This is a genomic window from Kingella pumchi (assembly GCF_022288825.1).
Classification (GTDB): domain Bacteria; phylum Pseudomonadota; class Gammaproteobacteria; order Burkholderiales; family Neisseriaceae; genus Kingella_D; species Kingella_D pumchi.
Genome location: NZ_JAKOOW010000002.1, coordinates 38,803 through 53,614, shown reverse-complemented (window position 1 = coordinate 53,614; position 14,812 = coordinate 38,803). Strand labels below are relative to the sequence as shown.

Annotated in this window: 11 protein-coding genes; 5 read left to right on the top strand and 6 right to left on the bottom strand. The window is 61.8% G+C overall.

The window, feature by feature from the left end; translation table 11 throughout:
* Positions 1-40: 40 nt before the first annotated feature.
* From MB824_RS00965 to thiL, 3 genes are all read right to left on the bottom strand, one after another.
* On the bottom strand, positions 41-1,423 hold the full coding sequence (locus MB824_RS00965; RefSeq protein ID WP_238745070.1) for an OmpP1/FadL family transporter: 1,383 nt from the start codon (positions 1,421-1,423) through the stop codon (positions 41-43).
* Between the two features lie 255 nt (positions 1,424-1,678).
* Positions 1,679-3,322 (bottom strand): ABC transporter substrate-binding protein, encoded by a 1,644-nt coding sequence (locus tag MB824_RS00960; RefSeq protein WP_238745068.1) that lies wholly within the window; start codon positions 3,320-3,322, stop codon positions 1,679-1,681.
* A gap of 123 nt (positions 3,323-3,445) precedes the next feature.
* Positions 3,446-4,414, bottom strand: coding sequence for a thiamine-phosphate kinase (thiL, locus tag MB824_RS00955; RefSeq protein WP_238745066.1), 969 nt, complete (start codon positions 4,412-4,414; stop codon positions 3,446-3,448).
* A 234-nt stretch (positions 4,415-4,648) separates the two neighbouring features.
* Here thiL and MB824_RS00950 point away from each other — a divergent pair, with 234 nt between their 5' ends.
* A complete protein-coding gene (locus tag MB824_RS00950) occupies positions 4,649-6,697 on the top strand; it encodes a M3 family metallopeptidase (RefSeq protein WP_238745123.1) in 2,049 nt (682 codons plus the stop codon).
* 118 nt (positions 6,698-6,815) lie between these two features.
* Here MB824_RS00950 and MB824_RS00945 read toward each other — a convergent pair whose 3' ends face one another.
* The 3 genes from MB824_RS00945 to MB824_RS00935 form a co-directional block, all read right to left on the bottom strand.
* Entirely contained in the window at positions 6,816-7,454 is a 639-nt protein-coding gene (locus MB824_RS00945) for a glutathione S-transferase family protein (protein ID WP_238745064.1), read from the bottom strand.
* 275 nt (positions 7,455-7,729) lie between these two features.
* Entirely contained in the window at positions 7,730-8,185 is a 456-nt protein-coding gene (locus tag MB824_RS00940; RefSeq protein ID WP_238745062.1) for a nuclear transport factor 2 family protein, read from the bottom strand.
* Between the two features lie 76 nt (positions 8,186-8,261).
* Positions 8,262-8,918 carry an NAD(P)-dependent oxidoreductase gene (locus MB824_RS00935; protein ID WP_238745060.1) on the bottom strand — a complete coding sequence of 219 codons (657 nt, stop codon included), beginning with the start codon at positions 8,916-8,918 and terminating at the stop codon, positions 8,262-8,264.
* Positions 8,919-9,036: 118 nt separating this feature from the next.
* On the opposite strand from MB824_RS00935, the gene MB824_RS00930 reads away from it, so the two are divergent.
* The 4 genes from MB824_RS00930 to ppk1 all read left to right on the top strand — a co-directional run bounded on the left by MB824_RS00930 (position 9,037) and on the right by ppk1 (position 14,691).
* Positions 9,037-9,939: a LysR family transcriptional regulator gene (locus tag MB824_RS00930; protein WP_238745058.1), complete on the top strand. Its 903-nt coding sequence runs from the start codon at positions 9,037-9,039 to the stop codon at positions 9,937-9,939.
* Positions 9,940-10,038: 99 nt separating this feature from the next.
* A complete protein-coding gene (gene proB, locus MB824_RS00925; protein ID WP_238745056.1) occupies positions 10,039-11,151 on the top strand; it encodes a glutamate 5-kinase in 1,113 nt (370 codons plus the stop codon).
* Between the two features lie 85 nt (positions 11,152-11,236).
* The gene (locus MB824_RS00920) at positions 11,237-12,499 is read left to right on the top strand and encodes a glutamate-5-semialdehyde dehydrogenase (RefSeq protein ID WP_238745054.1); all 1,263 of its coding nucleotides are present in this window, start codon (positions 11,237-11,239) and stop codon (positions 12,497-12,499) included.
* Between the two features lie 134 nt (positions 12,500-12,633).
* On the top strand, positions 12,634-14,691 hold the full coding sequence (gene ppk1 / locus MB824_RS00915) for a polyphosphate kinase 1 (protein WP_238745052.1): 2,058 nt from the start codon (positions 12,634-12,636) through the stop codon (positions 14,689-14,691).
* The last annotated feature ends 121 nt before the right edge of the window (positions 14,692-14,812 follow it).

Genomic DNA, 14,812 nt, shown 5'->3' with positions numbered 1-14,812 from the left:
GAAAGCCGCAATCACGGTTTTCAGGCTGCTTTGTGCCGTATCAGAATTTGTAGCTGTACTGCACGCCGAAGATGTTGGCGTAGTTGTTGAACTTGGCGCGGGCTTCGCCTTTGCTGTCCACATCGCTGCCGCTGGCGCGCGCGCCTTTGAACTCGGTGTCGTTGATGTGGACGTGGGTGTAGGCCACATCAAGCACGTGGTTTTTATTGAAGGCGTATTTGACGCCGGCGGAGAACCAGATGCGGTTGCCGTCGGGCAGGGTGTTGAGCCGCGAATCGGCGCCGCGCACCGGACTTTGGTCGAAGGCGATGCCGGCGCGCAGCTGCAGCGGTTCGCTCAGCTGGTAGGCGCCGCCGAGCCCTACTTTAAAGGTATTGCGCCAGTTGGGGCTGATGGTGGTGGAATCGGAGCGGCGGCCGGTGGCGGGCGTGGTGGCGGTGGCTTTGGCGTGCTCGAATTTCAGCTCGGCGGTTTTGAAGCGGCTGTGGCGCGTCCAGCTCACGTCGGCAAACAGTTTCAGCCTGCTGTTGGCTTTAAACATGCCGTGCACCGACAGCATTTCGGGGGTAACGATTTTGACTTGCGCGTCTTCGCTGGCGACATAGCCGTTGGCGGCGAAAGCGGCGCGCTGGGCTTTGGCGACGGCACCGTCGGCCGTCCATTCGGCGGTGCCGCGCAGGGTGTGGCTGACGTGCGAGCGGTAATTGACGCCGATGCGGGCGCGCTCGTTGATGTCGTACAGCCAGGAAAGCTGGAAGCCTGCCGCCCAGTCTTTGCCTTTCACGTCGGCATGGGCTTCAAAGGCGGGGCGGCCGCCGAGTGCGGGCGGCACGGCGGGCATGCTCGAACTCCAGTCGGCCGATTTGCGCAGCTTGGCTTCGGCGTATTGGGCGATGACGCCGACGCCGACGGCGTGTTTGTCGTTAATCTTAAACGCCACCGCCGGCTCGACGGCGATGGTTTTCAGACCCAGTTTGTTCAGATGAAAGCGCAGCACCGAGTCTTCGCGGTAGGTGGTGGACGAGCCGAAGGGCACGTACACGCCCAAGCCCAGCGTGGTGCGCTCGTTCAGGCGGTAGGCGCCGTAAACGTGGGGGGCGAACACCGTGCTGTCGGTGATTTTGCCGCTGTTGCTGCCGGCCACCTGGGTGCTGCCGTCGTAGTATTTGGCGGCGGCGTCGCTGTATTTGATGGTGGGCAGCACCATATTGGCGGCGACACTGATTTCGTGGTTTTCCAGTTTAGTAAGGCCGGCGGTGTTGTAAAACAGGGTGGAAGCGTCGTCGGCTTCGGCGGCGGCGGCATTGGCGGTGCCCTGCGCGGTAACCGACTGGGTGCCGAAATGGTAGCCCGAAGCGGCGGCCTGCTGTGCCAGCGCGGCCAGGGTTAAGAGTGCAAGCGGTTTGAGTAGTCGTGCAGACATGGTGTTTCCTTATTCAAAGCGGGCAAACCGTTTTTCAGGCTGCCTGAGACAATAGGCAGCCTGAAAAGCGTTTTCGCGGCGGTTTGCCAAAACGCTGCCGCCGGACAATCCGGCGGCAGCAAATTCGGGTATCTATTCTAAAGTAAATTTTTGTAAGCAGCCAGCGTCTTTACCTGCGCGGTGGGCAGGCAAGGCAGCCTGAAAAAGCAGCCTGAAAAGCCGGTGGGCGCTTTTCAGGCTGCTTGGGCTTTGGGTTTATTTTTGTTTGAAAGTCCAGTCTTTCACCTGCCAGTTGGCCAGCGGGTCTTTTGTGGAGAAGCCGCTGACGCCGGGTTTCACCAGCTGCAGGCGCACGCTGTAAAACAGCGGGATCAGCGCGGAGTCTTTATCCAACTCGGCTTCGGCCTGCCGGTAGAGCTCGGCGCGCTTGGCGGCTGTGGCATCGGCCGACAGGGTCTCATTGAGCAGCTTGTCGTAGCTGTGGCTGCGGTAGCGGAAGGTGTTGTTGCCGTTGTTGGACTTGAGCATGTTCAAAAAGGCCGAAGGCTCGTTGTAGTCGGCGCACCAGCCGGCGTAGGCGATTTGGAAGTTGCCGCTGTTGCGGGTGTCTTGGAAGGTTTTGAATTCCTGGTTGATCGGCTCGACCTGGATAAAGCCCACGGCCTGGCGCCACAGGGCGGCGGTGGCGGTGGCGATGCGTTTGGCCGCAGGGCTGGTGGGGTACAGCAGCTCGAATTTCAGCGGTTTTTCTTCGTTGTAACCGGCTTCGCGCAGCAGTTTTTCCGCTTCTTTGGCGCGGTGTTCCTGCGTCCAGTCGTGCCAGTCGGGCATGTTGTTTTTCATGCCCTGGGTATTGGTGGGCGTGAGCTGGTAGGCCGGCTGCTCGCCTTTGGCCTGCACTTTGTAGGCAAGGATTTCACGGTCGAGCGCCAAGCTTAGGGCGCGGCGCACTTTGGGATTGTTAAACGGCGCTTTGTCGTGGTTGGGCTCGTAATACCACGAGCACAGGGTGTCGGAATTTCTCAGCTGATCGGCCAGCGTGCGTTTGATTTGTTTGTACTCGTCGACCGGGATGCCGTAGGTAATGTCGATTTCGCCGGCTTTGTAGCGGTTCAGCTCAGCGGTGGCATCGCTTATCGGCAGGAAGGTGATGCGCTCGATGGCGGTGCGCTCGTTGTCGTAATAGCCGGGGTTGCGCTCGAGTTTGACGTGGCTGTTTACCACCCAGTCTTTGAGCAGGTAGGCGCCGCTGGAAATGTAGTGGCCCGGTAGCGTCCATTTGTCGCCGTATTGCTCGATGGCCTTGCGGTTGACCGGATAGGTGGCCGACAGCGTCAGCATGTCGGGGAAATAGGGCACCGGCGCGGTAAGGGTAATCTGCACGGTTTTGGCATCCAGCGCTTTGACGCCCAGCGTTTCGGGCTTGCCGTTGCCGGTGGCGATGGCTTCGGCGTTTTCCACTTTGGCATCGGCCAGATAGGTGCCGTAGGGCGCGGCGGTGGCGGGGTCGGTCAGACGGCGAAGGCTGTACACCACGTCGTCGGCGGTAATCGGGTCGCCGTTGCTCCATTTGGCTTCGCGCAGGTGGAAGGTCCAGATTTTCTGGTCTTTGTGCTCCCAGCTCTCGGCCAGCGCCGGCACGGTGTTGCCTTCGGCATCGGTGGCGACCAGGCCGATTAGGAGCTGGCGGATGATGGCGGAACCGCCGGTGTCGGCGTTTCGTTGCGGGTCTAGGGTGGTCGGCTCGGCGGCATTGTTGATGGTCAGGCCGTCTTTGGGCTGTTTGGGTGCGGCATCGCCGTGGTTTTCTTGGCTGCCGCTACAAGCGCAAACGCCCAGCGCCAGGGCGAAAACGGTCAGAAGGGCGGCGGTTTTGCGCGCGGATTTCGGGGTGTGCATAGGCGGTTCCTAATCTATCGAAAGCAAGGCCGGCGGACGGCAAAAAAGGGCGCTATATTAAGAAAGTTTCGGTTTCTGTCAAGCAGTTTGCGGCAAGGGCGGGGCAGGCAGCCTGAAAGCGCTTCAGGCGAAATGGTCAAAGCCCTGCGCGGCATAGGGGCGAAGGTGGCCGTTTTCGCGCAGCCACAGCCTATCGGCGCCGTTTTCAGGCTGCGTGCGGCCGATGCGGCTGAGCGGGACTGCGCAGTCGCGCCCGATTTGCTCGATGCGCAACCGCGCGGCGGGCGGGGCGGTGAACAGCAGTTCGTAATCGTCGCCGCCGTCGAGCACGCAGGATAGCCAGTCGGCATAGGGCAGCAGCCGTTTGAGTTCGGGCGAACTTGGCAGCGCGGCGGCGTCGATTTCGGCGGCAAGCTTGGAAGCGCGCAGGATGTGGCACAAATCCTGCGCCAGCCCGTCGGATATGTCCTGCGCGGCGTGGGCGGTGCCCAGCAGGCGGGATCCGAGTTTGGGGCGCGGCTCGGGGCGCAGCAGCCGCTCTTGGCACGCGGCAAGCAGGCTTTCAGGCAGCCTGAAAGCGCCGAGACGGTGGCGCAGCGCGGCGGCGGCCAGGCCGATGCGGCCGGACACCCAGATGTCGTCGCCATCCTGCGCGCCGCTGCGGCGCAGCGCCTGGTTGCGCGGGGTTTCGCCGGCGATGGTCAGGCTGAAGCACAAATCGCCGCGGGTGGTGTCGCCGCCGATCAGGCTGATGCCGTAGCGCCGCGCCTGGGCAAACAGGCTGTCGCAAAAGGCGGCCAGCCAGTTTTCGTCCAATTCGGGTAGCGCGGCGGCCAGCAGCATCCAGCGCGGCTTTGCGCCCATCGCCGCCATGTCGGACACGTTTACCGCCACGATTTTGTGCGCCAGCGCGTCAGGCGGGTGGTCGGCGAAAAAATGGCGGCCGCACACCAGCATGTCGCAGCTGATGTGCAGATCGCAGCCTGCGCCGGGGCGGACAATCGCGGCATCGTCGCCAATGCCGAGCGCCACGCCGTTTTCAGGCTGCTTGTGGGCGGCCAGATAGCGGCGGATAAAGTCAAATTCATTCATGGCAGGCAGCCTGAAAAGCGGGAAAACGGCGCGGATTATAGGCGATAAACGCCGGCTATCCGCGCCATCGCTGCCGCTTCGGTGCTTGCGGTTATAATCGCCGGCTCTTGGAAAACGGCAACAGCGCGCCATATCCCGTCCGTCTGCCCGTTTCAGGCTGCCTGTGCAAGCAGCTTTCAGGCAGCCTGAAAACCGCCGGCCGTTTACGAAAACCTGTTTATTTACGAAAGACCGATTATGGAAAACGCCCTTCTTCACCTTGGCAGCGAGCCGCGTTTCGACCGCATCCGCGCCGAAGACGTCCGCCCCGCTATGCAAAGCGCCATTGCCGATGCCCGCGCTGCGATTGCCGCCGTTAAGGCGCAGCCTGAAACCACCTGGCTCAACACCGTCGAGCGCCTGACCGACGCCACCGAGCGCGTCGGCCGCATCTGGGGCGTGGTTTCCCATCTGAACGCGGTGGCCGACACCCTCGAATTGCGCGCGGTTTACAACGAGCTGATGCCGGAAGTAACCGTGTTCTTCACCGAAATCGGCCAGGACATCGAACTTTACGCGCGCTTCAAAGCGATTAAAAACTCGCCCGAATACGCCGTCTTGTCGCCGGCGCAGCAAACCAAACTCGCCCACGATTTGCGCGATTTCGTCTTGAGCGGCGCCGAACTGCCGCCAGAGCAACAGGCCGAGTTTGCCGCGCTGCAAACCGAAGGCGCCCAGCTGGCCGCCCAGTTTTCGCAAAACGTACTCGATGCCACCGATGCCTTCGCCCTGTATTTCGACAGCGCCGAGCCGCTCGCCGGCATTCCTGAAGACGCGCTGGCGATGTTTCAGGCTGCCGCCCAGGCCGAAGGCAAAAGCGGCTACAAAGTCGGCCTGCAGATGCCGCACTACATCGCCGTGATGCAGTATGCCGAGCGCCGCGAGCTGCGCGAACAGATTTACCGCGCCTACCTTACCCGCGCCAGCGAATTGGACAACGACGGCAAATTCGACAACAGCGCCAACATCACCCGCCGCCTGGAAATCGCCCTGAAAGAAGCGCGGCTGCTGGGCTATGCCAACTACGCCGAACTTTCGCTCGCCACCAAAATGGCCGACACCCCCGCCCAAGTGCTCGAGTTTCTCAACGGCCTTGCCCGCCGCGCCAAGCCCTTTGCCGAGCGCGACCTGGCCGAAGTGCGCGCCTTTGCCGCGTCTGAGCTGGGCATTGCCGACGCCCAGCCCTGGGATCTGACCTACGCTTCGGAAAAACTGCGCCAGGCCAAGTATTCCTTCAGCGAAACCGAAGTCAAAAAATACTTCCCCATCGATAAAGTGCTCGCCGGCCTGTTTGCCCAAATCAGCCGGCTCTACGGCGTCAGCCTTGCCGAAAAACCCGTGCCGGTGTGGCATGCCGACGTGCGCCATTTCGAGCTGCAAAAAGACGGCGCAACCATCGGCAGCGTCTATATGGACCTGTACGCCCGCGAAGGCAAACGCGGCGGCGCGTGGATGAACGACTACAAAGGCCGCCGCCGCTTTGCCGACGGCGACAAAGCCGGCACGCTGCAGCTGCCCACCGCCTATCTGGTGTGCAACTTCACCCCGCCCGTCGGCGGCAAACAGGCGCGCTTAAGCCACAACGAAATCATCACCCTGTTCCACGAAACCGGCCACTGCCTGCACCACCTGCTCACCCAAGTGGACGAATTGGCTGTTTCCGGCATCAACGGCGTCGAGTGGGACGCAGTCGAATTGCCCAGCCAGTTTATGGAAAACTTCGTGTGGGAGTACGACGTGCTGGCGGCGATGTCCAGCCACGAAGACAACGGCGAGCCGCTGCCGCGCGAATTGTTCGACAAAATGACCGCCGCCAAAAACTTCCAGCGCGGCATGTTTATGGTGCGGCAGATGGAATTTGCCCTGTTTGATATGCGCATTTACAGCGAAACCGACGAAGGCAGCCTGAAAAACTGGCCGCAGGTGCTCGATGCCGTGCGCCGCGAAGTAGCCGTGGTGCCGCCCGCGCCCTACAACCGCTTTGCCAACAGCTTCGGCCACATCTTCGCCGGCGGCTACTCGGCCGGCTACTACAGCTACGCCTGGGCCGAAGTATTGAGCGCCGACGCCTACGCCGCCTTTGAAGAAAGCAGCGACGTTGCCGCCACCGGCCAACGCTTCTGGCAGGAAGTGCTCGCCGTCGGCGGCTCGCGCCCCGCCGCCGAGTCCTTCAAAGCCTTCCGCGGCCGCGAACCGAGCATCGACGCACTCCTGCGCCACAGCGGCTTTGCCGAAGCAGCCTGAAACCATCCGGCAGCCTGAAAACGAAAAAGTAGCCTGAAAACCCGTGCCGAGGGTTTTCAGGCTGCTTTGTTTGGGCTTTCAGGCTGCCTTTGCAGCAAAACCGCAAGCCGTTGCGGGTTTATTCGCCCAACTCTGCCGCCGCCTGCTGCGCCCAGGCCATGGTTTCGGCGAAGGCAGGACGGGCGGTGTGGCGCTCGATATAAGCGGAGAAAATGGGGTCGGCGGCATCGAGCACCTGCATGTTGCGGGAAAAGTGCAGCAGGAGGGCGGCATAGTACAAATCGAGTGCGCTAAAGCGGCCGCCGACGATATAGTCGTGTTCGGACAAATGCTTGCGCAGCACGCCGAAGGCTTCCTCGAAGCTGCCGTAGCCGATGCCGCTGTGGAATCTCGGGTGGTCCGACGGGCGGTCGAAGAATTTGTCCATGCAGGCGTATTCGAGCTGGATGCTGAAGCACAGCCAGCGGTAGTATTCGCCGCGCTCGATGCTTCCGGCGGCGGGAATCAGGTTTTTTTCGGGAAACTGCTCGGCCAGATAGGTGATGATGGCAATGGTTTCGGTGAGTATGGTGCCGCCGGCTTTGAGTGCGGGCACTTTGCCCAAGGGATTGACGGCCAGATAGTCCGCTTCATGCAGCTTGGCGGAGGACAGCGCCACAATATTGCACGGCGCGGCGCATTCTTTGAGCATCCACACGGCATAGGTGCCGCGCGAAAAGGGAGTGGTGTAAAGGGTGAGTTCGGGGGTAGGCATCATGCGCTCCTGTGTGTGGTGGGAAAGCGGCGATGATAGCACGGCGCTGCGACAGTTTCTGTCAGCAGCGTTTGGCGGCAAAGGCAGCCTGAAAGCGCCAAATTGCCTGCAAACGGCACTCCCTCTCCCGTCAAAACGGGGGAGGGAGCAAGGGGCGCGGCAGGAATGACGGCGGGCGGGCGTCAGCCATGCTAAAAGCAGCCTGAAAACCGCTAACAAGGTTTTCAGGCTGCTTTGTTTGGGTTTCAGGCTGCCTTTTGCCCGTCTGCGGGCGGCGTTTAAAACATTGAGCGGCCGCTGGCGGTTTTGTCGGGTACGGCTTGGATCACGTCCCAGTGTTCGACGATTTTGCCGGCTTTGTCAAAGCGGAAAATATCGACCACGGCTTCGCCTTTGTCTTGCGGCGAGGTGCGGCTGAGGACGTGCAGCATCACCAAATCGCCGTCGGCCATCACGCGCTTGATCTCAGCGCGGGATTGGGGGTTTTCTTTTAAAAACGGCACAAACGCATCGACAAAAGCCTGTGCGCCGTCGGCGACGCCGGGGTTGTGCTGGATATAGGTTTTGCCGATGTAACGATCGGCGGCTTCCTGCACGCGGTGTTTGTTGAAGGCCATTTCGTAAAACGCCAGCGCGTTGGCTTTGGCGGGGGTAGCTTTGGCTTTGGGCGCGGCGTGGACGGCGGTGGTGCCGAGCGCGGCGGCGGTGAGCAGCAGGGCGATGGTTTTTTTCATGGGTTTTCCTTTCGATGGCGTGAAATGGAGTTTGCCGGTGGCGGCAGTGGATTTATTGCTTTCAGGCTGCCTGCGCTTACGCTTCGGCCACGGTAAAGCGCTCAAACAGGTGGGCGCGGTTTTCGGCATCGTCGGCAATCGCGGCAGCCAGGTCGGGCAGGGCGATGTCGGCGGGGCTGCCGTCGGCGTTGAGCAGCACGTCGTCGGCGCCGGTGCGGTAGCGGCCGGTTTTTTCAAACTTTACCGGATTGACGGCGAACATGGCGGCGGGTGAGAGGAAAGCCCAGTTGACGTCGCGGCGTTCGCGCAGGCGGTTAAGCAATTCGCGGGCGGCGTTGGCGCCGGGATAGACGTCGGCGGGAAAATCGGGCGTGTCCACCAGTTGCAGACCGGGCGCGACGTTCAGGCTGCCCGCGCCGCCGATTACCAGCAGATAGGGCACTTCGGCGGCCTGCGCGGCGGCAATGATGTTGTCGGCGCCGCGCGTGAAATCGGCGGCCAGATTGGGGTTGTCCCAGCCGGGGTTGAAGGCGCTGACTACGGCGTCGAAGCCTTTAAGCTGCGCGGCAAAATCCGGCGCATTGACGTCGGCGGACACGGCACGGACATTGGCAGCCTGAAACACTTTGGCGCTGTTGCGGGCAAAGGCGGTAACGTCGTGGCCGCGTGAAGCCAATTCCTGTACCACGGCATTGCCGACCAGGCCTGTTGCGCCGATTACTGCGATTTTCATGGGATTTCCTTTCGTGAAGTTTGTGAAAACAGGCGCAGTATAGGCCGCCGCCGGCCGCTTGATAATCCGCCGCCGGCTGTTTATATTGTGAAGCCGAACTTAACAAAAGCAGCCTGAAATGCAAGACACCAAACCGCTTTTGGTCTTCGCCGCCGTACTCGAACACGGCAGCATGAACGCCGCCGCCGCCGCGCTGGGGATGACGCCTTCGGCGGTCAGCCAGCATATTTCGCGGCTGGAGGCGCTGCACGGGGTGAAGCTGCTCCACCGCAGTACGCGCCGCCTGTCGCCCACCGATGCCGGCCGCAGTCTCGGCATCCATTGCGCGCGCCTGCTGCACACGCTGGCCGATGCGCATCAGGCGCTGGAAAACCTGAAAACCGAAGCTGCGGGCGAAGTGCATATCGCGCTGGCATCGGTATTGGCCGACGCGCCGCCGTTTCAGGTTGCCCTGCAGCGGCTGCGGCAGGAATATCCCAATATCCTGCCGGTGCTGCACGCCGAAGACGCACTGGCCGACTTGCAGCGCGAGCCGATCGACATCGCCCTGCGCGGCGGCCTTACCGCGCTGGAAGCGCCCGATCTGATCGCCCGCCCGCTGGCTTCGTGGCGCTGGCAGATTTGCGCCGCGCCCGATTATCTGGCGCGGCACGGCACGCCGCAGCAGCCGGACGATCTGCACCGCCACCGCTGGATTTACTGCCTGCCGCTGCGCTTTGAAATGACGCGCGGCAGCGAGCGTTATCTGTTCGACGGCGCCGGCCACACCGCCTGCCGCCAGCTGGCCACGGTGCGTAGCCTGACTTTGGGCGGCCTGGGGCTGTCGCTGCAGCTCGAAGGCGAAGTGCGCGAACTGACCGACCGCGGCCTGCTGCAGCCGCTGCTGGCCGATTGGACGCTGGGCGCGGTCGATTTGTACGCGGTAACGTCGGTGCGCGTGCAGTCGGCCAAAACCGAAGCGGTGCTGCGTATCCTGCAGGAGTGCTTCGCCGCCGACGCCCAAAATTTTCAGGCTGCCTGAAAGATCAGGCAGCCTGAAAACGCAGAATGCTGTGGTATAAAGCACCAGGCGGCCGCTTTCAGGCAGCCTGAAAAACAACAAACATAAGGAGAAACCATTATGGCAGAGGGCAGCAAACGCATCGTTTTCAAAGTAGGCACCAGCTCGCTGACCCATCCAGACGGCAGTCTCAACCGCAGCAAGCTGCACAACATCACGCGCCAGCTGGCGGTGTTGCACGCGGCGGGGCATGAGTTGGTGTTGGTGTCCTCGGGCGCGATTGCGGCGGGCTTCGGCTCGCTCGGTTTTAAAAAACGGCCGACCCAAATCGCCGACAAACAGGCCGCAGCGGCGGTGGGGCAGAGCCTGCTGATGGAAGAATACACATCGAATCTGCTGCTTAAAAATATCGTTTCGGCGCAAATCCTGCTCACGCGCGGCGACTTTGCCGACAAGCGCCGCTATCAAAACGCCTTTCAGGCCATGAGCGTACTGCTCGCCCGCCGCGCCATTCCCATCATCAATGAAAACGACGCGGTGGCCGTGGCCGAAATCAAAGTAGGCGACAACGACACCCTAAGCGCCCAAGTGGCGGGCATGATGCAGGCCGATTTGCTGGTATTGCTCACCGATGTGGACGGCCTCTATACCGGCCATCCGCAGCGCGACCCCGCCGCCCGCCGCATCGAAAAAGTGGCGCAAATCAGCCCCGATTTGATTGCGATGGCAGGCGGCGCGGGCAGCGCCAACGGCACAGGCGGCATGCTCACCAAAATCAAAGCTGCCACGCTCGCCACCCACGCCGGCGTGCCGGTGTACATCTGCTCGTCGCTGCAAGGCGAAGCGCTGCTTCAGGCTGCCGCCGCGCAGGACAAAGGCACGCTGTTTGCCGCGCAAAAAACCATGAAAACGCAAAAGCAATGGCTGGCCTTTTACGCTGTAAGCCGTGGTACTTTGCGCGTGGACGCGGGCGCAGAAAATGCGTTGGTAAACGAGGGAAAAAGCCTGCTCGCTTCGGGCATCACAGCGGCGCAGGGGCAGTTTGCCGAGGGCGAGGTGGTTACGGTGTGCAACGCCGACGGCACGCGCATCATCGGCAAAGGGCGGGTAAAAACCGATGCAGGCCGTCTGAACACGCTGCTTGCCGCGCCCAAACCCAAAGGCGTGGTCATCCACCGCGACGACTGGATTACCGTTACCCCCGAATTGGAATTGTTTTTGCATGAGATTTGAGCCGTAGGTCGGATACTCGTATCCGACAACCCCGCTTTTCAGGCTGCCTTTCCCTATCCCCAAAACAAACACAAAGGAGAAAAAAATGACCCCCACCCAAACCCTGTTCGAGCAAGTCAAACGCGCGAAAAAATCGGTGAACACCGCCGATACCGCCGCCAAAAACCGCGCTTTGGCGGCGATGGCCGATGCGCTGCTGGCGGCTACGGACGATATTTTGACGGCCAACCGCGCCGATATGGAAGCCGCCGCCGCGCATCTTTCCCCCGCCATGCTTGACCGTTTGCGCCTGGACGAAGCGCGGATTGCGGCGATGGCCGAGGGCATCCGCGCGCTGGTGCCGTTGCCCGACCCCGTGGGCGCAACGCTCGATACGCGCACGCTGGAAAACGGCTTGGCCATCCGCAAAATCCGCGTGCCGCTGGGCGTGGTCGGCATTATTTACGAGAGCCGGCCGAATGTTACGTCCGATGCCGCCGCGCTGGCGCTCAAAAGCGGCAATGCGGTGGTGTTGCGCAGCGGCAAAGAAGCCTACCACTCCTCCGCCGCGATTGTCGCCGCGCTCAAAAGCGCGCTGGCCGGTTCAGACGGCATTTCGCCCGAGTGCATCCAGCTTGTGGAAGACACCAGCCGCGACAGCGCCCACGCGATGATGAAAGCCGTGGGCTACTTGGATTTGCTGATTCCGCGCGGCGGCGCGGGGCTGATTCGTGCGGTAGTGGAAAACGCGCATGTGCCGGTTATCGAAACCGGCACCGGCATCTGCCATGTGTACATCGACCGCGACGCCGATTTGGACATGGCCTTAAACATCATCGACAACGCCAAAACCAGCCGCCCTTCGGTGTGCAATTCGGCCGAAGTGTGTTTGGTACACCGCGACACCGCCGCCGTTTTACTGCCGCGCTTGCAGCAGCGTTTGGTAGCCGAACGGCAGGCGCAGGGTTTGACACCGGTGGCATTGCGTTTGGACGATGCTGCGCGGCAATGGATTAGCGGGCAGGCTGCAACCGATGCGGATTTCGATACCGAGTTTTCCGACTATATTTTGGCGGTGAAAATCGTGGATTCGGTTGAAGCGGCCGTTGCCCATATCGACGCACACAGCACCCGCCACTCCGATGCCATCGTTACCGCCAATGCCGACACCGCCCGCTATTTCGCCGCCCAAGTGGACAGCGCCGCCGTGTACATTAACGCGTCCACCCGCTTCACCGACGGCGGCGAGTTCGGACTCGGCTGCGAAATGGGCATTTCCACGCAAAAACTCCACGCCCGCGGCCCGATGGGGCTCGAAGAGATGACGACTTACAAATACATCGTCGAAGGCAGCGGCCAGATACGTTAAAGCCGCCCGCAGGCAGCCTGAAAGGTTTTCAGGCTGCTTTTTTGCTTTCAGGCTGCCTGCGCCAAAGCAGCCTGAAAGCCTGCTGCCGCGCTATAATCTGCCTGTTAGACACGCCAAACGCAAAGGAAACGACTATGCCCGAATCCAACCGCATTCTGTGCCGCGAAACCAGCCTGCTGGCCTTTAACCGCCGCGTTTTGGCGCAGGCGTGGGACGAGAGCCTGCCGCTTTTGGAGCGGCTGCGTTTTCTGTGCATCGTGTCGTCCAATCTCGACGAATTTTTTGAAGTACGCATGGCGCGGCTCAAGCGCCAAGAGCGCGAGCAGCCGGATATCCTGTTTGATTCCGGCCTGACGCCGGCACAGACCATCGCCGCAGTGGGCGAAGAAGCGAAAAAGCTGATCGGCGAGCAGTACCGCCTGTTTAACGACGTGCTGGTGCCGGCGCTGGAGCGCGAAAACATCCGCTTTGTGCGCCGCAAAGACTGGACGCCGGAGCAGCGCGCCTGGATCGAAGGCTATTTCAACCGCGAGCTGCTGCCCATTCTCACGCCCATCGGTCTGGACGCTTCCCACCCTTTCCCGCGCCCGCTCAACAAATCGCTCAATTTTCTGGTCGAACTCAGCGGCAAAGACGCTTTCGGCCGCGCTTCGGGCATGGCGGTGGTGCAGGCGCCGCGCATTTTGCCGCGCGTGGTGCGGCTGCCTGAAGACATCAGCGGCGGCAGCGAAGCCTTTGTGTTTTTGTCGTCGATACTGCACGAATATGTGTACAAACTCTTTCGCGGCATGGCGGTTGAAGGCTGCCACCAGTTCCGCCTGACCCGCGACAGCGCGCTGATGGTGGACGAAGAAGACCTGCGCAACCTGCGCACCGCCATCAAAAACGAGTTACACGACCGCGAATTCGGCGACGGCGTGCGGCTGGAAGTGGCCGAAGGCTGCCCCGAGCATCTTTCCGATTTTCTGCTGGCGCATTTCGGGCTGGCGCGCAGCGACCTTTACCGCGTGGACGGGCCGGTGAATCTGGTGCGGCTGATGGCGGTGCCCGATATGATCGACCGCCCCGATCTGCGCTTTGCCCCTTATACGCCGCAGTTTCCCGCCGATCTGAATCCCAACGAATCAATGTTCGACCAAATCGCCGCGCGCGATATTCTGCTGCACCACCCCTACCAGTCTTTCGATCCCGTGATCCAGTTTGTGCACGACGCCGTGCGCGATCCCGACGTTGTCGCCATCAAAATGACCATCTACCGCACCAGCACCCATTCCGAGCTGGCGCGCGCGCTGATGGCCGCCGCGCTTGCCGGCAAGCAGGTAACGGTGGTGGTGGAGCTGATGGCGCGTTTTGACGAAGCCAATAATGTGAACTGGGCGGGCAGGCTGGAAGAAGCCGGCGCCCACGTGGTGTACGGCGTGTTCGGCTACAAAGTCCACGCCAAAATGGCGCTGGTCATCCGCCGCGAAAACGGCAGCCTGAAAAGCTACGCCCACCTGGGCACCGGCAACTACCACCAGGGCACGTCGCGCATCTACACCGATTTCGGCCTGTTCACCGCCGACACCGCCATCACCCGTGATGTCAACGCACTTTTTATGGAAATCACCGGCTTAGGCCAGGCCACCAAGCTGAAAAAAGTGTACCAAAGCCCGTTTACCCTGCACAAAATGGTGATGGACGCCATCGAGCGCGAAACCGCCAACGCCGCAGCCGGCCGCCCCGCCCGCATCATCGCCAAAATGAATTCGCTGATCGAGCCGCAGGTTATCGAAGCGCTCTACCGCGCCAGCGCCGCCGGCGTCGAAATCGACCTGATCGTGCGCGGCATGTGCGCCCTGCGCCCCGGCGTGCCCGGCCTGTCCGACAACATCCGCGTGCGCTCGGTAATCGGCCGCCTGCTCGAACACGCCCGCGTCTATTACTTTTACAACGGCGGCGCCGAAGACGTGTACATCGCCAGCGCCGACTGGATGGGGCGCAACTTCTTCAACCGCATCGAAACCGCCACCCCCGTGCTCGACCCCGCGCTCAAAGCGCGTGTCATCCGCGAAGGCCTGCAACTGGCGCTCGCCGACACCGCCAAAGCCTGGCAGATGGACGGCAGCGGCCACTACGAACGCATCCGCCCCGCCGCCGGCGAAGCCCCCGCCGGCGTACAGGAAACCCTGCTGGCCGAATACGCCTGCTGACGCCCCCAGCCGTTTTCAGGCTGCCCGACGATACGCAGGGCAGCCTGAAAAAGCAAAAGCAGCCTGAAACCCCCCTTTCAGGCTGCCTGATTCCCCCGTTTTTACCGAACCGAAAGGAAAC